Here is a 19,136-nt window from a genome sequence, read left to right as displayed (position 1 = left end):
GAGGTTTGGAACACGGGTGTTGCCGCTCCAATGCCGCGTCCGGAGCGACAGGCCGCACGCGCACCCCGGTCGGCAACTCACATTCCGACGGCGGTGGTTTCTTCCTCGTTGCTCATCGCGTTCGGCATCGCCGGCAGTTCCGCCGCGGGGGCAGGGGCGCTGGCGGCGACGGTCGGCTTGGCGGCCTGGCCCATGATCGCGGCGTTCTCGATCACGTCGAGCGCGCGGCGGGCGAGGATGTAGCGCTCGGCCGCCTGCATCCAGTTGCCGGCATTGCGGGCACCCGGCAGGCGCGCGACCTCCGCCCGCGCCGCTTCCACCTGGCCGTCTTCCAGCGCCTGTCGGGCGCGCGACAGTCGGTCGGACGGGCGCAGCGACGGCGTGCCGGCCTTGCGCAGCACGACCAGCCCTGCAAGCTCGCGTCGCAGGCTCGTCGCCCAATCGTCGCTGCTGACCGTGGCGATATCGGGCGCGATCGCATCGAGGCCCTGGCGCAGCGCCTCCAGCGTCACGTGCTGATGCGCGGCGTCGATGACATAGGCGACCGCGCGCGGCTGCGCGGTGCCGAAGCGGTGGCGCAGCTGCTCCTCCAGATAACCAAGGTCGACACCGCGATCGAGCGCGCGCCGGGCGGCGAAGGCGATCAGCATGCCCTCGGCCCGCCCCGCCTGCGTCGCGGCGGCGGCGGCATCGGTGCTGACCGCCGCGGTGCGCGCCTCCAAGGCGGTGAGCTGCCCGGCGAGCGTCGCCTCGCGCGAGGCGAGCGCATTGGGATCGAGCGCGGGGTTGCTCGCCTGCCCCTGCGCGTTCAGCGGCTGCGCGGGATTGAAGCCGGTCGGTTCGGGCTGCGCCGTCTTGGCCTGCTGCTGGCCGGTCAGCCACGGCATGCGCTTGACCATGTAGCCGGTGAGCGCCGCGCCAGCGATGAAGGCCAGTGCGATGATCGCCAGGAACACGCCGGTGCGGGGGCCGCGTGGACGCGTCGCCTCACGCTCCCGGTCGATCGGCTGATAGTCGGTCATGCCGTCTTATCCCCGGCCCCCGCCGCACGGTCAATCGCCCGTTCGAGCGCGAGGGCGCAAAGCGCGGCATCGGTCGGCAGGGGCGCCGCGAGGGCGATGTCCCAGCCGGAGCCCGCCGCGGCCAGCACCGCCGGGCTGAGCGCCGCGATTCCCGTGCCGCCGCGTTTCGCGACGAGCGCCGCCACCCGCCGCGCGGCCCGCACCGAATGGAGCAGCACGATGCCGCCCGCCGCCGCCGCGGCGAACGCCGGCGCATCGGCGGGCAGATCGGCACTCGCATAGACGATCACCGTCGGCTGGCCGCTGTCGACATGCTCGCGCCCCGCCAGGTGCAGCGGCCGGAGGAACCCCGCCGCGCGCGCAGCGACCAGCGCCTGCGCGACGCCGCCGTCGCCGGTCGCCGCCACCGCCAGCCCGGCGGCGCGGGCCACCGCGGCGCTCTCCGCACCGACCGCGATCACCGGCAGGGCGGCGAGGCGGGCGAGGCCTGCGCCGGCGTGGCGGATGGCGTTGGCGCTGGTGACCAGCAGCGCGTCGAAGCGGGCGGGGTCGGGCGCCTCCCACGCCACCGGTGCGGCGGCGAACAGCGGCCATTGCGTCACCGCCGCCCCGCCCGCCCGCAGCCGCGCGGCGGTGCGCGACAGGCCGGGTTCGGGACGGACGACGATCAGCGGCCGGCTCACGGCCGGAACAGGCGGCGGATCGTGTCGGGCGCGCTGGCCAGCAGGTCGCGGGCGAGTTCGGCGGCGATCAGCACGCCATCGGTCCCTTCGCCGCTGCCCTCGACGCAGGCGCTGCCGTCCTCCGCGATCAGTTCGGCGCGCAGGGTCAGCATCTCGCCCGCCAGCGCGGCCAGCGCCGCCACCGGCGAATGGCAATCCGCGCCCAGGGCCGCAAGGAAGGCGCGCTCCGCCATCACGCAGGCGCTGGTGGCAGGGTCGTCGATCGCGCCGAGACACGCGGCGGCGACCGCGTCGGCACTGCGCACCTCGATCCCGACCGCGCCCTGCGCCGGCGCGGGCAGCATCGTGTCGGTCGGGATGGCGCGGCCGACGCCGTCGCGGCCCAGCCGGTCGAGTCCGGCGGCGGCGAGCAGGGTCGCGTCCGCCTCGCCCGCCGCCAGCTTGGCGAGCCGCGTGTCGACATTGCCGCGGAAGGTGATGACGCGAAGGTCGGGCCGCGCCCGCAGCAATTGCGCCCGCCGCCGCGGCGAACTGGTGCCGACCACCGCCTGCTGCGGCAGATCCGCGACCGACTCCGCGCCGATCAGCCGATCGCGCACGTCGGCACGCGGCAGCATCGCGGCGATGCGGATCGCCGGCGGGCGGATCGTCTCGACGTCCTTCATCGAATGCACCGCGGCATCGATCTCCCGCTCCAGCAAGGCGCGGTCGAGTTCCTTGGTCCACAGCGCCTTGCCGCCGATCTCGGCAAGCGGGCGGTCCTGCACCGTGTCGCCGGTGGTGCGGATCACCACCAGCGCCACCTCGTCCGCCTGCCAGCCGTGCGCGGCGCACAACGCCTCGCGCACCATGTTGGCCTGCGTCAGCGCCAGCGGCGATCCCCGCGTACCCAGCCTGAACCTGATCGCCATTCCACCTCACCCTCACCCTTCGCCGCCTTCGCCGGCTCTTCCCTCTCCCGGCGGGAGAGGGAGGGAGCAGCGAAGCCGCGGAAGGGTGAGGGTGGCGTCACCGCTTCCGATCCCGTGCCAATGGCCCAAACGCCGCCCCTTCGACAACCACTTGCGACGCGCGTAGAGGGGGCGGATGGCTCCCCGGATCATCCTCGGCCTCGAATCCTCCTGCGACGAGACCGCCGCCGCCCTCGTGACCAGCGACCGCCAGGTGCTCAGCCACCGTCTCGCCGGGCAGGAGGCGGCGCATGCGCCCTTCGGCGGCGTCGTCCCCGAGATCGCGGCGCGCGCGCATGTCGAGGCGCTGGAGCCGCTGATCGAGGCGGCGCTCGCCGACGCCGGGCTCCGGCTGACCCAAGTCGATGCGATCGCCGCGACCGCCGGCCCCGGCCTGATCGGCGGGGTAATGGTCGGCCTCGTCACGGGCAAGGCGCTGGCCCATGCCGCGGGCAAGCCGCTGGTCGCGGTCAACCATCTGGAAGGCCATGCCTTGAGCCCGCGCCTGTCGGACCCGGACCTCGCCTTTCCCTATCTGCTGCTGCTCGTCTCCGGCGGTCACTGCCAGTTGCTGCTGGTCGAGGGCGTCGCGCGCTATCGTCGCCTCGCGACGACGATCGACGATGCCGCGGGCGAGGCGTTCGACAAGACGGCCAAGCTGCTCGGCCTCGGCTTTCCCGGCGGGCCGATGGTGGAGAAGGCGGCGGCGCTCGGTCGCCCGATCGTACCCCTGCCGCGTCCGCTCAAGGGCTCGGCCGAACCGCATTTCTCCTTCGCCGGATTGAAGAGCGCCGTCGCCCGCGCGGTCGGGCAGCATGCGCCGGAGGATATCGCCGCCTCGTTCCAGGCGGCGGTGGTCGACTGCCTGCTCGACCGCACGCGGCGGGGGATCGCGGGGATCGATGCGACCGCGCTGGTCGTCGCCGGCGGTGTCGCCGCCAATGGCGCGGTGCGCGCGGCGTTGCAGGGCCTCGCCGCGGAACACGGATTGCGCTTCGTCGCGCCGCCGCTGTGGCTGTGCACCGACAATGCGGCGATGATCGCCTGGGCGGGGGCGGAGCGCTTCGCCGCCGGGCTGACCGACCCGCTCGACACGCCGGCGCGCGCGCGCTGGCCGCTCGATCCGGGCGCGGAGGCGGTACGCGGGGCAGGAGTGAAGGCATGAAGATCGGGGTCATCGGCGGCGGCGCCTGGGGAACGGCGCTCGCGCAGGTCGCGGCGCATCGGGGCGAGCCGGTGACGCTCTGGGCGCGCGAGCCCGAGGTGGTGGAAGGGATCAACGCGACCCACGCGAATCACCTGTTCCTCGCCGGCGTGCCGCTGTCGCCGTCGATCCGCGCGACGGGCGATGTCGCCGACCTCGCCGACAGCGATGCGCTGCTGGTCGTCGCACCGGCGCAGCACGTGCGCAGCGTGCTCGGCCGGATCGCCGTCGGCACTCGCCCGCTGGTGCTGTGCGCCAAGGGGATCGAGGCGGGTACGCGGCTGCTGGTCGGCGAGGTCGCGCGCCAGGTGCATCCCCAGGCGCCGGTCGCCGTCCTGTCCGGCCCGACCTTCGCGCACGAGGTCGCGGCCGGCCTGCCGACCGCGGTGACGCTCGCCGTCGCCGACGCCGCGCTCGGCGCCGCTCTGTCGCAGCGGCTCGCCGCGCCGCACTTCCGCCCCTATGCCAGCAGCGACGTCGTCGGCGCCGAGATCGGCGGCGCGGTCAAGAACGTGCTGGCGATCGCTTGCGGCGTCGTCGACGGCGCGGGCCTCGGCCAGAACGCCCGCGCCGCACTGATCGCGCGCGGCTTTGCCGAGATGACGCGCTTCGGCCTCGCGCGTGGCGCACGGGCGGAGACGCTGGCCGGCCTGTCGGGCCTCGGCGATCTGGTGCTCACCTGTTCGTCGACCAGCAGCCGCAACTTCTCGCTCGGGCTGGGGCTGGGGCAGGGGCGCTCCGCCGCCGAACTGCTCGCCGATCGCCGCACCGTGGCGGAGGGGGCGTTCACCGCACCGGTGCTGCGCGAGGCGGCCGCCGAAGCGGGCGTCGACATGCCGATCGTCGATGCGGTCGGGCGGCTGCTGGACGGCGCGCCGGTCGACGCGGTGATCGGTGCGCTGCTCGCCCGGCCGCTGCGCAGCGAGGGCGGCTAAAAGGTCAGGTTAGCTGCATAGTGATGCGATTCTGTCACAATCCAGCAAAATGTCCTACATAGGTTTGGTATCGGTATTGACTGACACCAGCAGTTAGGAAAGCTTCGCTGTCCAGAGGGTCAGCGGAAGAGCGCGGCCCCGTACAAAGGGATACCGCGATGACTTGGAAGAATACTGTGTCGTTGGCCGCGCTGGCGGGCAGCCTCGCGCTGGCGGCGTCGCCGGCGCTGGCGCAGACCGGCAGCCCCACCGCCAATGACAATACCAATGTCGTACAATCGCAGGACGACGTCACGCCCGAGACGCGCGCCGACAGCTCCGCCACCAAGGCCGCGACGATCGCCGGCCAGGCCGCCGACACCACCGGCGACGGCGAGATCGTCGTCACCGGCACGCGCATCCAGCGCCCGAACATCGCCGCCGCCGCGCCGATCACCTCGGTCACCGCGGCCGACATCCGCGCCCAGGCGCCGGTCAACGTCGAGGAGGTGCTGAACCGCCTGCCGCAGGTCGCGCCGGACAGCCAGCAGAACTATCAGGATTCGGACGGCCGCCAGCGCATCAAGCTGCGCAGCCTCGGCTTCGAACGCACGCTGGTGCTGGTCGACGGCAAGCGCCTCGGCACCCAGAACGGCCAGGATACCAACATCATCCCGGTGTCGCTGCTGGAGCGCGTCGACGTGCTGACCGGCGGCGCCTCGTCGGTCTATGGCTCCGATGCGGTCGCCGGCGTCGTCAACTTCATCCTGAAGCAGAATTTCACCGGCATCCGCATCGATGCCAACTACAATTTCTACAACCACGTCAATCAGTCGAACATCGTCAGCCAGGCGGCGAGCGCATCGGGCTTCAGCCCGCGCCTCGGCCAGGTCAACGACGGCGGCCGCGCCGATATCGCACTCACCGCGGGCACCTCGCTGTTCGACGGCAAGCTCAACCTGTCGGGCTTCGTCAACTATCGCCATGCCGACCTCGTCCCCTATGACGCGCGCTCGACCTCGGCGTGTCAGCTGACCCAGAGCGTCAAGGACGGTCCGCTCGCCTGCTCGCTCTCCACCTATTCGGTCAGCGGCTTCGTATCGCCGGGGGCCGGCGCCAATGCCGGCACGCAGTACGTCAACAATCCCAACGGCACGCGCACCTTCGTCCCCTACGGCACCGGCGCGGGCAATGCCGCCAATCCGTATGACGGCTATTCCTACCAGCGGCAGGACAATCGCGTGAACGCCGGCGGCTTCGTCACGCTGAAGCTCGCCGACGAGGCGGAGATCTACGGCTCGGCCCTCTGGTTCCGCGACAAGTCGATCAACCGCGTGCCGACCCGCGTCTTCGCCGCCGCCAATTACGGCACCGATCCGTTCCTGGTGAACTGCAACAACCCGTTCCTGTCGACGCAGCAGGCGGGCATCCTGTGCGGGGCCGCCGCTGTCGGCACCGCCACCCGCGTGCCGGTCGACATCCGCTACCGGTTCAACGCGCCCTATCTCAACGACACCTATACCAACACCGGCATCCGCGCGACGGGCGGCATCCGCGGCAAGGTGGGCGATGCCTGGACCTACGACATCGGCGGCGTCTTCGCGCGCAACCAGCAGATCTGGGATTCCTCGCGCCTGCCGAGCTTCGACCGGGTCAATAATTCGCTGAACGTCGTCAACGTGAACGGCGTGCCGACCTGCGTCGTCGGCGGCGACTGCGTGCCCTTCGACGCGTTCAGCGCCGGCAACGGCAACCAGGCGCTCATCAACTACCTGTACGGCAATCTCGACCCCGCCCGGCAGAAGACGGTCGGCCTGCTCTACGACCTGCAGGCGAACATGACCGGCGACCTCGGCAAGTACGGCATCACCTCGCCGCTGGCGACGGATGGCGTCGCCTTCGCGCTCGGCACCGAATTCCGCAAGGATCGCCAGTTCTCCGAACTGACGCCGGGCTTCATTGAGGATTTCGGCGGCGCGGCGTCCGACCGATCCCAGCACGTCTGGGAATCGAACATCGAGGTGCAGGCACCGCTGATCCAGGATCGGCCGTTCGCGCACCTGTTGCAGGCCAACGGCGGCTATCGCCTGTCGAAGTACAGCAGCAACCCGGACAAGTTCACCACCTGGAAGATCGAGGGGCTGTACGCGCCGGTGCGTGACATCACGCTGCGCGCCTCGTTCAACAAGGCGCAGCGCGCGCCGACGGTGGTCGAGGCCTTCCAGGCGACCAACATCAGCTTCTCGCGCCAGGGCGGCTCGCAGAACGACTTCTGCGCGCCGGTGCCGCGCCAGATCGCCGATCCGGCCAATCCGGGCCGCACGATCACCACGACGGCGCCGATCGCCTCGCGCGAGGTGTGCCGGGCGACGGGCCTCAGCGATGCGCTGTACGGCAGCGCGACGCTGCTCTGCCCCAACGACCAGTGCACCGTGCGTTCGGGCGGCTTCACCGCGGACCCGGAAACCGCCTATACCCAGACCTACGGGCTGGTGCTGAAGCCGCGCTTCATCAAGGGGCTGGTGTTCTCGGTCGATCGCTACCGGATCAAGATCAACAACTCGCTCGGCTATAACGACGACAGCTATTACACCGACGGCTGCCTGCGTTCGAACGGCGATCCGTTCTTCTGCTCAGGGATCGTCCGTGCCGCCAACGGCACGCTCTATGCGGCGGCATCGGGTAACCCGACCAGCGGCTTCATCCGCGCCGGCACGACCAACTATTACTTCTCGATCGCCCGCGGCTGGGACTTCCAGGGCAGCTACGCCCTCGGCCTCGGCAGCGGCGGCCGGCTGGATTTCGACTTCAACGGCTCGCTGACCACCTTCGCCGGTGGCCAGGATTCGCCGGTCCAGCCGCAGCGCAACTGCACCGGCTATTTCGGCAACGGTTGCAGCCAGCTGCTGCCGAAGTGGAGCCATGGCCTGCGCACCACCTATTCGACCAGCGACAACGTCTTCAACGCATCGTTCAACTGGCGCTATGTCGGCTCGCTGACCAGCGCCAACAATTCGGGTGACGCGGCGATCGGCGGCACGCCGGACCGGGCGCAGACGACCTTCTACCGGATCGATCCGGTCAGCTATTTCGATCTCGCGCTGACCTTCAACATCGCGCGGCAATTCGCCTTCCGCGTGATCGCGAACAACCTGTTCGACAAGAATCCGCCGATCCTGCCGAATTCGTACAACATCAGCCTGGCGCGCAACAACACGATCCCGCAGCGCTACGACGCGCTCGGCCGCCAGATCGCGATCGGCACGACGATCACCTTCTGATCGGCGGCAACACGAGGAAGGGGGCTCGCCGGATTCGTCCGGCGGGCCCTTTTTCGTGGCACCGCTACCGAAGAATGGTCGTGGCTTCGGTCGGAGCCATGTGCGGCATTCCAGTCACATTTCTGCAAAAAGTCTCTCAAAGGTTTTATTTTGGTATTGACCAGATAAGCCTGTTGGGGAAGCGTAGCTGCCATATAGGCGGCGGAAGAGCGCTGCCCGGTTGAGAGGCTTTGCTATGACCTGGAAGAACAACGTGTCCCTTGCCGCCCTTGCCGGCGGCCTGGCACTGGCGGCGGCGCCTGCGGGCGCCCAGACGGCACCGGCCCCTGCGACGCCGGCGGCGCAGCCCGCCACCGAGGGCGCCAATCCGGGGCAGTTGCAGGACGACAGCATCGCCACCCGGTCGGCGACGATCGCCGGGCAGACGCCCGACGCGAACGGCGGCGGCGAGATCGTCGTCACCGGCACGCGCATCACCCGACCCAACATCGCCTCGGCCGCGCCGATCACCTCGGTCACCGCGCAGGATATCCGCGCGCAGGCGCCGGTGAACGTCGAGGACGTGCTGAACCGCCTGCCGCAGATCGCGCCCGACAGCCAGCAGACCTATAACGACTCCGACGGCCGCCAGCGCATCAAGCTGCGCAGCCTCGGCTTCGAACGCACGCTGGTGCTGATCGACGGCAAGCGCCTGGGCACGCAGAACGGCCAGGACGTCGGCATCATCCCGCCCTCGCTGCTCGAGCGCGTCGACGTGCTGACCGGCGGCGCCTCGTCGGTCTATGGCTCGGACGCCATCGCGGGCGTCGTCAACTTCGTCCTGCGCAAGGATTTCGAGGGGCTGCGACTCGACGCCAACTACAATTTCTACAACCACGACAACAAGGACACGGTGGTGTCGCCGCTGGCGCGCGCCGCCGGCTTCGGCAGCCGCAACGGCCTGACCAACGACGGCGGCCGTGCCGACATCACGCTGACCGCGGGCAAGAAGCTGTTCGACGGCGCGCTGCGCATCAACGGCTTCGTCAACTATCGCAAGACGGACGAGGTCGCGCTGACCGCGCGCTCCAACGCCGGCTGCTACCTGACGCAGCTCCAGTTCAACGGCCCGCTGTCGTGCGGCCTGACGCCGAGCAGCTCGACCAGCGGCCTCGTCACCCCGCAGAGCGGCGCCAACAACGGCGCGCAATTCGTCAACAATCCCAACGGCACGCGCACCTTCGTGCCGTTCGCCGCCGGTCCCGGCAACGCCTCCAACTATTTCAGCGGCTATGCCTATCAGCGTCCCTCGGAGCGGGTGAATGCCGGCGGCTTCGTCAGCCTCGACATCGCGCCGGAGGCGGAACTGTACGGTTCGGGCATCTGGTTCCGCGACAAATCGTACAACAACTATCCGACCATCGCGAGCGGCACGGTGCAGGTGAACTGCAACAATCCGTTCCTGTCGGGCAGCCAGGCGACCGCGATCGGCTGCGCCGCCGGCACCGCCAGCGTGCCGGTCAGCCTCGCCTATCGCCTGGGCGAGAATTCGGATCGTCCGGATACCTACCTCAACACCGGCGCACGCTTCACCGCGGGCGTCCGCGGCAAGGTGGGCACGGCGTGGACCTATGACATCGGCGGCGTCTATGCGCGCAACCACCAGGATTACACGCCGAGCTTCATCCAGCCGGGCCGGTTGCAGAATGCGGTCGCCGTCGGCGGGACGCAGGCGGCGCCGACCTGCCTCAGCGGCGCGGCGGGCTGCGTGCCCTTCGACGCGTTCAGCGCGGGCAACACCGATCCGGCGCTCATCAACTATCTGTTCGCCACCGGCACGTCGCAGACCACCGGCACGCTGTACGACGTGCAGGCGAACATGACCGGCGACCTCGGCGAATATGGCATCACCTCGCCGTTCGCCGAACAGGGCGTCGCGATCGCGCTGGGTACGGAATATCGCAAGGACACGCTGAAATCGACGGCGGACGCCAGCTATCGCTCGGCCTTGGGCGGCAGCGACATCTATCTCAGCCAGGACGTGTGGGAAGCCAATATCGAGGTGCAGGCGCCGCTGGTCGAACACAAGCCGTTCGTCGAGCTGCTCCAGGCCAACGGCGGCTATCGCGTGTCGAAGTACAGCAGCAATCCCAGCACCTTCAACACCTGGAAGCTGGAGGGCGTGTACGCGCCGGTGCGCGACATCACGCTGCGCGCCTCGTTCAACAAGGCGCAGCGCGCGCCGACGGTGGTCGAGATCCGGCAGGCGACCAACATCGACTTCGCCAGCGGCGGGGCGGGCACGTTCAACGATTTCTGTGCGCCGACCGTCATCACCGGCCCGACCGGCGTCACCTATGGCGCGCCGGTCGCCTCGCGCGAGGTGTGCCGCGCGACCGGCCTCAGCGATGCGCTCTACGGCAGCACCAGCCTGCTGTGCAGCAACGGCACCACGCCGAACGGCAGCGCCGGCTGCACCGTGCGCTCGGGCGGCTTCATCGCCGATCCGGAAACCGCTTACACCCAGACCTACGGGCTGGTGCTGAAGCCGCGCTTCATCAAGGGGCTGGTGTTCTCGGTCGACCGCTACCGGATCAAGATCGACAATTCGCTCGGCTATAACGACTACAGCTATTACACCGACGGCTGCCTGCGTTCGGGCGGGGACCAGTTCTTCTGCCAGGGCATCGTCCGCAATCCGGGCACGGGCACCCTGTTCTCCAACCCGGCGTCCAACCCGACCACCGGCTTCATCCGGCAGGGCACCACCAACTACTTCACCTCGATCGCGCGCGGTTACGATTTCCAGGCGCAATATGCCCTCGATCTCGCCGCGGCCGGCAAGCTGGACTTCAACTTCAACGGCTCCCTCACCACCTTCGCCGGTGGCCAGGATTCGCCGGTGCAGCCGGAGCGCAACTGCGCGGGCTATTACGGCAACGGGTGTGGCCAGCTGATCCCGAAGTGGAGCCATGGCCTGCGCACCACCTACACGACGGCGAACCGCATGTTCAGCGCCTCGCTCAACTGGCGCTATGTCGGCTCGCTCACCAATGCCAACAATTCGGGCGATGCGGCGATCGGCGGCACGCCGGATCGGGTGCTGACCAACTATTACCGCGTGTCGCCGCAGAACTATTTCGACCTGGCGCTCAACTTCGCCATCGCCAAGCAGTTCTCGCTGCGCCTGATCGCCAACAACCTGCTCGACAAGTCGGCACCGATCGTGCCCGATTCGTACAACATCAGCCTGGCGCGCAGCAACACCATCCCGCAGCGCTACGATTCGCTCGGCCGCAACATCGCGATCGGCACCACGATCAACTTCTGATCGCGCAGCAATGCACACCAAAAGGCCCGCCGGAGCGATCCAGCGGGCCTTTTGTCGTTCTACCGCGCCAGTTCGCGCCAGCCGATGTCGCGGCGGCAGAAGCCATCCGCAAAGTCGATCGCGTCGACGCCGCGATAGGCCGCATCGCGGGCGGCACGGATGTCGGGACCGCCGGCGGTCACCGCCAGCACGCGCCCGCCGGCGGCGACCAGCGTCTCGCCCGCCTGTCGCGTTCCCGCCTGGAACACGACTGCACCGCCGGCCTCTGCCCGGTCGATGCCGCGGATCGCGCCGCCGGCGCGCGGCGTTCCCGGATAGCCCGCCGCGGCCACGACCACAGTCATCGCGACATCGTCGGCGAAGTGGGCATCCCCGAACTCGGCGAGCCGCCCCTCTGCCACCGCCAGCATCAGGGCGAGCAGGTCGCCCTGGAACCGCAGCATCAGCACCTGGCATTCCGGGTCGCCGAACCGCGCATTATATTCGATCAGCTTGGGGCCGGTCGCGGTCAGCATCAGCCCGGCGTACAGCACGCCGCTGAACGGCGTGCCGTCCTCGGCCAGCGCCTTGACGGTCGGCGCCACGATCTCGGCGATCGCGCGCGCCTCCAGTGCGGCGGTCAGCACGGGGGCGGGGCTATAGGCGCCCATGCCGCCGGTGTTGGGGCCGGTGTCGCCCTCGCCGACGCGCTTGTGATCCTGCGCGCTGCCGAAGGGGAGCAGCGCGGTGCCGTCGGTCAGGACGAACAGGCTCGCCTCCTCGCCGTCGAGGAATTCCTCCAGCACAACGGGCGCATCGCCGCCGGCGAACATCGCGTCGAAGGCGCCGGCCGCCTCGGCTTCGCTGGTGGCGATCACCACGCCCTTGCCCGCGGCGAGCCCGTCCGCCTTGATGACGACGGGGTAGCTGAAGGTGCCGGCCAGCGCGGCCTCCGCCTCGGCGCGGCTGGCGACGCGGACATAGCCGGCGGTCGGGATGTCGGCGCGGCGGCACAGGTCCTTGGTGAAGCCCTTGGATCCTTCCAGCTGCGCCGCCGCCTTGTCCGGCCCGAACACGCGCACGCCGGCGGCGCGCAGGCTGTCGCCCAAGCCATCGACCAGCGGCGCCTCGGGGCCGATCACCACCAGCTCAACCGCATGGCCGCGCACGAATTCCACCACCGCGCCGTGATCCGTCGCGTCCAGCGCCACGCAGGTCGCATGGGCCGCGATGCCGGGGTTGCCAGGCGCGGCATAGAGCGTATCGAGAGAGGGCGATTGTGCCAGTTTCCACGCCAGTGCGTGTTCGCGGCCGCCTGAGCCCAGCAGCAGGACGTTCATGCCCGATTTTCCCTTCGATACGTCAGCCGATCCCGGCGATGCCCGGCTGCTAGCCGAGGAGCGCGCCGGCGACAACGCTCTCGCGCTGTCCGTCGGCGAGCTGAGCTTCAAGCTGAAGCGCATGGTGGAGGGCGAGTTCGGCCACGTCCGCCTGCGCGGCGAAATCTCGGGCTACAAGCGCGCCGCCTCCGGCCACGTCTATCTCGCGCTCAAGGACGATGCCGCGGTGATCGACGGCGTGATGTGGAAGGGGCAGGTGAACGCGCTCGCCTTCGCACCGCAGGACGGGATTGAGGTGATCGCGACCGGCAAGCTCACCACCTATCCCGGCCGCTCCAAATACCAGATCGTCATCGAGCGGATGGAGCTGGCCGGTGCCGGCGCGCTGATGGCGCTGTTCGAGAAGCTGAAGGCGAAGCTGGCGGGCGAGGGCCTGTTCGAATCGGCGCGCAAGGTGCCGCTGCCCTATTTGCCGCGGACGATCGGCGTCGTCACCTCGCCGACCGGCGCGGTGATCCGCGACATCCTGCACCGGCTGGAGGATCGCTGCCCCAGCCACGTCATCGTCTGGCCGGTGAAGGTGCAGGGGCAGGGCGCCGCCGAAGAGGTCGCCGCCGCGGTGCGCGGCTTCGACGCGCTGGCGCCGGGCGGCCCGGTGCCGCGGCCCGATCTGGTCATCGTCGCGCGCGGCGGTGGCTCGATCGAGGATCTGTGGGCGTTCAACGAAGAGGTCGTGGTGCGCGCCGTCGCCGGCTGTTCGATCCCGATCATCTCGGCGGTCGGGCATGAGACCGACACCACGCTGTGCGATTATGCCGCCGATCTGCGCGCACCGACGCCGACCGCGGCGGCGGAGCTGGCGGTGCCGGTGCTCGCCGATCTGCGCTACACCATCCAGAGCCACGCCTCGCGGACGCAGCGCTGCGCCAACCGCTACGTCGAGCGCGGCCGCGAGCGGCTGGCCGCGACCGCGCGGTTGCTGCCGAAGCGGGATGCGCTGCTCGGCCCCCAGCGGCAGCGCGCCGACGATGCCGGGCAGCGGCTGACCCGCGGCCTGGAGCGGCGCGTGACGCTGGCGCGCGGCGCGCTCGACCGCTCTGCCGGGGCGCTGCGCCCTGCGCTGCTCCAGCGCCAGGTCGATCGCGACCGCGACCGACTCGCCGCGACGTGGCGGCTGGTGCAGTCGCTCAATCCCGATGCGGTGCTCGATCGCGGTTATGCGCGGGTCACCACGCGGGAGGGGCAGACACTCGCCTCGGCCTCGGCGGTCCGCGAGGCGGGGGCGGTGACGCTCCGCTTCCGCGACGACAGCGTCGATGCGACCGTCGGCGATGCGCCCGCCGTGCCCGCCGCCGCCACGCCTGCCAAGGCCGAGCGCAAGCCCGCCAGGCCCACGGTCGCGGCCAAGGCCGACCAACCCACCCTGCTCTGATACGGACCCGCCATGCTCGTTTCCAATTCCGATCGCCCCGCGCGCCTGCATTACATGGCCAACGGGTTTCGCGTCCTCACCCCCGGCGACCATGTCGTCTGCGGCGTCACCGGCGTGCGCATCCCGTTAGAGTTGCTGCGCTATTGGAGCGTGGCGCGGCAGGAGGCCTTTGCGACCGCCGAACTCGCCAGCGAGGCGCTGGCACCGCGATGAGGCGCACACTCGCGCTCGCCCTGCTGGCGGCTGCGACGGCCTCCGGCAGCGTGGCGCAGCAGGCGGCGACGACCCGGCCGGTCGCCGCAGGGTTCCGCTGGACCGGCAATCCGACGCAAGGCGGATTGATCCTGGGCGAAGCGCCCGCCGGGGCACTGAGCGTGACGCTCGACGGCAAGGCGATCGCACTCGATCCCGATGGCCGCTTCGTCGCCGGCTTCGATCGCGACGCACCGGCCACCGCGACACTGGTGGCGACCTTCGCCGACGGGCGGCAGGCGGTGCAGACGCTGGCGGTCGCGCCGCGCGCCTGGCGGATCGAACGGCTCGATCGCCTGCCGCGCTTCCCGGCGCCCGATCCGGTGATGGCACGGCTCCGCCCGGCCGAACTCGCCGCGATCGCGGCGGCGCGTGCGGTGGAGACGGACGCGGCCGGCTGGCGTCAGCCGTTCCATTGGCCGGCGACCGGGCGCATTTCCGGCCTGTTCGGCGCGCAGCGCATCTATCGCGGCGAGCCGGGCAGCTACCATTCGGGCATCGACATCGCGCGGCCGACCGGCACCCCGGTGGCGGCGCCGGCCGATGGCGTGGTGATCCTCGCCGCCGACCATCCCTTCACCCTGGAGGGCAACCTGCTGATGATCGACCATGGCCATGGCCTCAACAGCGCCTTCCTGCACCTGTCGCGGATCGACGTCGCGGTCGGCGATCACGTCCGCCAGGGCCAGGTGATCGGTGCGGTCGGGGCGAGCGGCCGCGCGACCGGGCCGCATCTCCACTGGAGCCTGCGCTGGCACGACGCGCGGCTCGATCCGCTGCTCGTCGCCGGAGCGATGCCACCAACACCCTGACGCATGGCGGCGGCGGGATCCTGTCACTTTTGCCCGATACCGCGGCAGTTTTGCGCAATCTTGCGCATAAACGTGGCAGCTTCTGTGTCATTTTAGCGACACTCTACGTCAAAGGCGCGTCCCTTCCCTCGCGGCGCCTTTACAGCGAAATGTCACCCTCGCATTCCTGTTGCATGTCTCTTGGGAGCCGCGCCGCGGCTTAGGGGGGCTTTGGCAAAACCGGGGGCAGGCACCGTCACAGCGGGCATGGCCATCCGGTCAAGCGAGGGAAAATCATGACCACGATGAATCGTTTGACGCGCAAGGCCGCGCTGCTCGCCGCAGCGACGCCGTTTGCGCTCCTGTGTGCAGGCGCCGCACCTGCCGCCGCGCAGGAAACCGGCACGATCCTGCCGACGGCGCCGCAGACCACCGCGCCGGCCGATGCCAACGTCGCCAACAACCAGCCGCAGGAGCAGCAGGGCGCCGACATCGTCGTCACCGGCACGTTGCTGCGGACGGAAGTCACCCCGTCCCCCGTCACCGTCGTGACCGCGGAGAATCTCGACCAGCGCGGCATCAGCACCGTTCAGGAAGGCATCCAGCGTCTCGCCTCGAACAACGGCCCGGCGCTCACCAACAGCTTCTCGGCCAATGGCGCCTTCGCATCCGGCGCATCGGCGATCTCGCTGCGCGGCCTCAGCACCAACTCGACGCTGGTGCTGTTCGACGGCATGCGCGCCGCTTACTATCCGCTCGCCGACGACGGCACGCGCAACTTCGTCGATCTCAACACCATTCCCGACGACATCGTCGAGAACATCCAGGTGCTGCGCGATGGCGCGTCGTCGACCTATGGCGCCGACGCGATCGCGGGCGTGGTCAACATCATCACCAAGAAGCAGATCACGGGCGTCAAGGGCCGCGCCGAGGCCGGCATCTCCGAGCGCGGCGACGCCTCGCAATACCGCCTGTCGCTGACCGCCGGCATCGGCGATCTCGATAAGGACGGCTACAACGCCTACATCAGCGGTTTCTATTACCGTCAGGCGCAGCTGTTCAATCGCCAGCGGCCGTACCCGTACAATTCGGACGACTATCGCGGTATCTCGAACAACGGGGTGCAGGGCAGCAACAACGTCGTCAATGGCCTGGACGCGGACGGCAATTACCAGGCGTTCAACCCGATCGTCACCAGCACGGGCACCAACCTGTATGTCGCACCGAGCGGCCCGGGCCTCACCAATCCTGTCGGTCGGTACCAGTTGCTCAATCCGTCGACCGGCTGCATCCGCAGCACCGCCTACAACCTGACGGCGGCGGATCTTGCCGCGAACCCGCTCGCGCCGCGCACCGTCTGCCAGGAAGACCTGACGCAGAACTATGGCGTCATCAATCCGCAGATCCAGCGGTTCGGCGCATCGGCACGCTTCACCGCGCGGTTCGGTGATTCGAACGAAGTGTTCGCAACGGCGAACTTCATCCAGACGGACGTCGCCAACGACGGCAATCCTGCCGTGCTGCGCGGCAACGCGCCCGCTCCGTTCTACTTCCCGCGCTACAGCACGCAGGGCAACATCGCCTTCTACGGCAACAACACCATCCTGCAGCTGCCGGTCTACGTCTGCCCGCGCGGCACCACCGTCGCCTGCACCGCGGCGAACGGCACGCTGAACCCGAACAATCCGTTCGCGGCTTCGGGTCAGACCGCGGCGCTGCTCGGTCGCTTGCCCAACCTGCAGACGCGCGACGAAACCCGCACCCGCGGCTATCGCGGCGCGCTGGGGATCAAGGGCGATATCTCCGACAAGTGGCGCTACAACGTCACGGCGACGGGCATGCACGTCGATCTCGAGCGCCGCAGCACGGGCTATGTCTATATCCAGCATCTGCTGGACCTCATCAACGACGGTACGCTCAACTTCATCAACCCGGCCGCCAACAGCCAGGCGACGCTGAACTACCTGGCCCCCGAGGCGCGCAACACCGCGACCTCCGATCTGGTCCAGGCGGATGCGACGATCAACGGCGACCTCTTCCAGCTGCCGGGCGGCCCGTTCCAGGTCGCGGCGGGCGTGGGCGTCCGCTACGAGGCGGTGGATGCGCCGAGCATCAACTCGGACATCAACGGCGGTACGCAGCGTTATTACACGCTCAACGGCTTCGCGACGAAGGGCAGCCGCACGGTCTATTCGGCCTATGGCGAAGTCAACGCGCCGATCATCGACCAGATCGTGCTCAGCGCCGGTGGCCGTTATGACCGCTATCCGAACGGGATCGACAACTTCTCGCCGAAGTTCGGCGCAATCGTGAAGCCGATCCGCCAGGTGACGCTGCGCGGCACCTATTCGCGCGGCTTCCGCATCCCGAGCTTCGGCGAGGCGAACGCGACCTTCCCGACCACGGGCTATGTCACGGCCAGCGCGAACACCTACCCCGATTCGTATCTGGCGAATTACGGCTGTTCGCAGGCGACCTTCTCAACCTGCCCGACCTACGTCCGCACCGCATCCTACGGTGCGACGTCGCTGTCCAATGCCAACCTGAAGCCGGAAAAGTCGCGTAGCTTCACCGGCGGCATCGTGCTTCAGCCGACCCGCAACATCACGCTGTCGGCCGAATATTACAACATCGTCAAGACGGACGTCATCACGACCGCCAACAACGCACCGGCCATCCTCGCTTACTACACCGGCCAGGCGATCCCGGCGGGCTACAACGTCATCCCGGACGTGGCGGATTCGACGCCGCGTCCGGCCGGCACGCTGCCGCGCATCGCGTTCGTCCAGTCGGGCTTCATCAACGCCAACACGCTGCGCACCTCGGGCCTGGACTTCGGCATCGATGCCAACTTCCGGCTCGGCAACGGCATCCGCTTCTCGACCAATGCCGAAGCGACCTACATCCTGAAGCTCGAAACCGAGTTCCCGGACGGGTCCGTCGAGCGCTACGACGGCACGCTCGGCAACTTCAACCTGACCGCCGGCTCGGGTACGCCCAAGTGGAAGGGCGTGTGGACGTCGACGCTGGACTTCGGCGACTTCCTGCTCAGCGGCACCGCCAACTATTTCGACGGTTACGATCTGTCGGCGATGGACCAGGGCACGGGCTACAAGGATTGCGGGCTCAACGACGGCTCGCTGCCCTGCCGGGTCAGCAGCTACGTCACGGTCGACCTGACCGCGCAGGTGCGGGTGAACGACCAGTTCACCTTCTACACGACGGTGCAGAACATCGCCGACCGCCTGCCGCCGATCGATACGGTCACCTACGGCGCGCACGCCTACAACCCGGTCCAGGGCGGCGAAGGCATCCTCGGCCGCTACTTCAAGGCGGGCGTGAAGGTCGGTTTCTGATCGAGCCTTTCAGACCGGTAGAACGGGGCGGCTTCGCAGGAAGCCGCCCTTTTTTTGTTTAGCCAACTCCAACGCCACCTGCTATCCCCTCGTCTACCTACAGCGTCGCGCTAGCCTCATCCTCAAGCTCAGCACGACGGCTGACGGTGTGCGCCAGACCTAGTCGACCCGCTCGGGAACTTTAACCTGACCGACGGTTCGGGCACGTTCGAGTGGAAGGGCAACTGGGTCAACACCTTCGACTTCGGCGACTTCGCGCTGTCGGGGACCGTCAACTACACGTCGGGTTACGACCTGTGGGCGATGGACCAGGGCGATGCCTACAAGGACTGCGGCCAGGCGCCGGCCTACTACGGCTGCCGCGTGAAGTGCTACATCACGGCCGATGCGCACGCGAGCTTCAAGGTCAACGACAAGTTCACGTTCTACGTCAACGCCCTGAACATCTTCAATCGCCTGCCCCCGCTCGATCCGGTCACCTATGGCGCGTACCTGTACAACGCCGTGCAGGGCGGCGACGGCATCTTCGGCCGCCAGTACCGCGCGGGCGCCAAGTTCAACTTCTAAACGCAAATATCCTGCCCCCGGTGAGGGGGTGGCGACTCAAGAACGGGGCGGCTCT

At 69.1% G+C, this 19,136-nt stretch carries 13 protein-coding genes; 9 read left to right on the top strand and 4 right to left on the bottom strand.

All coding sequences use genetic code 11. The features are described 5' to 3' along the window. Positions 1 to 77: 77 nt before the first annotated feature. The 3 genes from ACTZQ5_RS02695 to hemC are packed head-to-tail and all read right to left on the bottom strand — an operon-like array spanning position 78 to position 2,616. Positions 78 to 1,022 (bottom strand): hypothetical protein, encoded by a 945-nt coding sequence (locus ACTZQ5_RS02695; RefSeq protein ID WP_443583608.1) that lies wholly within the window; start codon positions 1,020 to 1,022, stop codon positions 78 to 80. Then, positions 1,019 to 1,705 carry a uroporphyrinogen-III synthase gene (locus ACTZQ5_RS02690; RefSeq protein WP_443583607.1) on the bottom strand — a complete coding sequence of 229 codons (687 nt, stop codon included), beginning with the start codon at positions 1,703 to 1,705 and terminating at the stop codon, positions 1,019 to 1,021. The genes ACTZQ5_RS02695 and ACTZQ5_RS02690 overlap by 4 nt, the downstream gene beginning before the upstream one ends. Then, positions 1,702 to 2,616 carry a hydroxymethylbilane synthase gene (hemC, locus tag ACTZQ5_RS02685; protein ID WP_443583606.1) on the bottom strand — a complete coding sequence of 305 codons (915 nt, stop codon included), beginning with the start codon at positions 2,614 to 2,616 and terminating at the stop codon, positions 1,702 to 1,704. The genes ACTZQ5_RS02690 and hemC overlap by 4 nt, the downstream gene beginning before the upstream one ends. 175 nt (positions 2,617 to 2,791) lie before the next feature. Between hemC and tsaD the strand changes: the two genes are divergently transcribed. From tsaD to ACTZQ5_RS02665, 4 genes are all read left to right on the top strand, one after another. Then, complete coding sequence (tsaD, locus tag ACTZQ5_RS02680; RefSeq protein WP_443583605.1) at positions 2,792 to 3,820, top strand: tRNA (adenosine(37)-N6)-threonylcarbamoyltransferase complex transferase subunit TsaD; 1,029 nt, start codon at positions 2,792 to 2,794, stop codon at positions 3,818 to 3,820. Then, complete coding sequence (locus ACTZQ5_RS02675; RefSeq protein WP_443583604.1) at positions 3,817 to 4,794, top strand: NAD(P)H-dependent glycerol-3-phosphate dehydrogenase; 978 nt, start codon at positions 3,817 to 3,819, stop codon at positions 4,792 to 4,794. Before tsaD ends, ACTZQ5_RS02675 begins: the two co-directional genes overlap by 4 nt. A 158-nt stretch (positions 4,795 to 4,952) precedes the next feature. Then, positions 4,953 to 8,054, top strand: coding sequence for a TonB-dependent receptor domain-containing protein (locus ACTZQ5_RS02670; RefSeq protein WP_443583603.1), 3,102 nt, complete (start codon positions 4,953 to 4,955; stop codon positions 8,052 to 8,054). A gap of 235 nt (positions 8,055 to 8,289) precedes the next feature. Beyond that, a complete protein-coding gene (locus ACTZQ5_RS02665) occupies positions 8,290 to 11,364 on the top strand; it encodes a TonB-dependent receptor domain-containing protein (RefSeq protein ID WP_443583602.1) in 3,075 nt (1,024 codons plus the stop codon). Positions 11,365 to 11,423: 59 nt separating this feature from the next. Here the strand turns inward: ACTZQ5_RS02665 and purD are convergent, their stop codons facing one another. Then, positions 11,424 to 12,683: a phosphoribosylamine--glycine ligase gene (gene purD, locus ACTZQ5_RS02660; RefSeq protein WP_443583601.1), complete on the bottom strand. Its 1,260-nt coding sequence runs from the start codon at positions 12,681 to 12,683 to the stop codon at positions 11,424 to 11,426. Here purD and xseA point away from each other — a divergent pair. The 5 genes from xseA (at position 12,682) to ACTZQ5_RS02635 (ending at position 19,081) form a co-directional block, all read left to right on the top strand. Further along, a complete protein-coding gene (gene xseA / locus ACTZQ5_RS02655; protein ID WP_443583600.1) occupies positions 12,682 to 14,115 on the top strand; it encodes an exodeoxyribonuclease VII large subunit in 1,434 nt (477 codons plus the stop codon). The genes purD and xseA overlap by 2 nt on opposite strands. A gap of 12 nt (positions 14,116 to 14,127) precedes the next feature. After that, on the top strand, positions 14,128 to 14,328 hold the full coding sequence (locus ACTZQ5_RS02650) for a DUF2093 domain-containing protein (protein WP_443583599.1): 201 nt from the start codon (positions 14,128 to 14,130) through the stop codon (positions 14,326 to 14,328). Next, on the top strand, positions 14,325 to 15,179 hold the full coding sequence (locus ACTZQ5_RS02645; RefSeq protein ID WP_443583598.1) for a M23 family metallopeptidase: 855 nt from the start codon (positions 14,325 to 14,327) through the stop codon (positions 15,177 to 15,179). The genes ACTZQ5_RS02650 and ACTZQ5_RS02645 overlap by 4 nt, the downstream gene beginning before the upstream one ends. Before the next feature lie 275 nt (positions 15,180 to 15,454). Next, positions 15,455 to 18,514: a TonB-dependent receptor plug domain-containing protein gene (locus tag ACTZQ5_RS02640; protein WP_443583597.1), complete on the top strand. Its 3,060-nt coding sequence runs from the start codon at positions 15,455 to 15,457 to the stop codon at positions 18,512 to 18,514. 303 nt (positions 18,515 to 18,817) lie between these two features. Beyond that, entirely contained in the window at positions 18,818 to 19,081 is a 264-nt protein-coding gene (locus ACTZQ5_RS02635; RefSeq protein WP_443583596.1) for a hypothetical protein, read from the top strand. Positions 19,082 to 19,136: the final 55 nt, after the last annotated feature.

It is taken from the genome of Sphingomonas cellulosilytica (assembly GCF_052321755.1).
Taxonomy (GTDB): Bacteria; Pseudomonadota; Alphaproteobacteria; order Sphingomonadales; family Sphingomonadaceae; genus Sphingomonas.
Note: the sequence above shows the minus strand (reverse complement) of the source record. Positions and strands in the feature narration are given on the sequence as shown.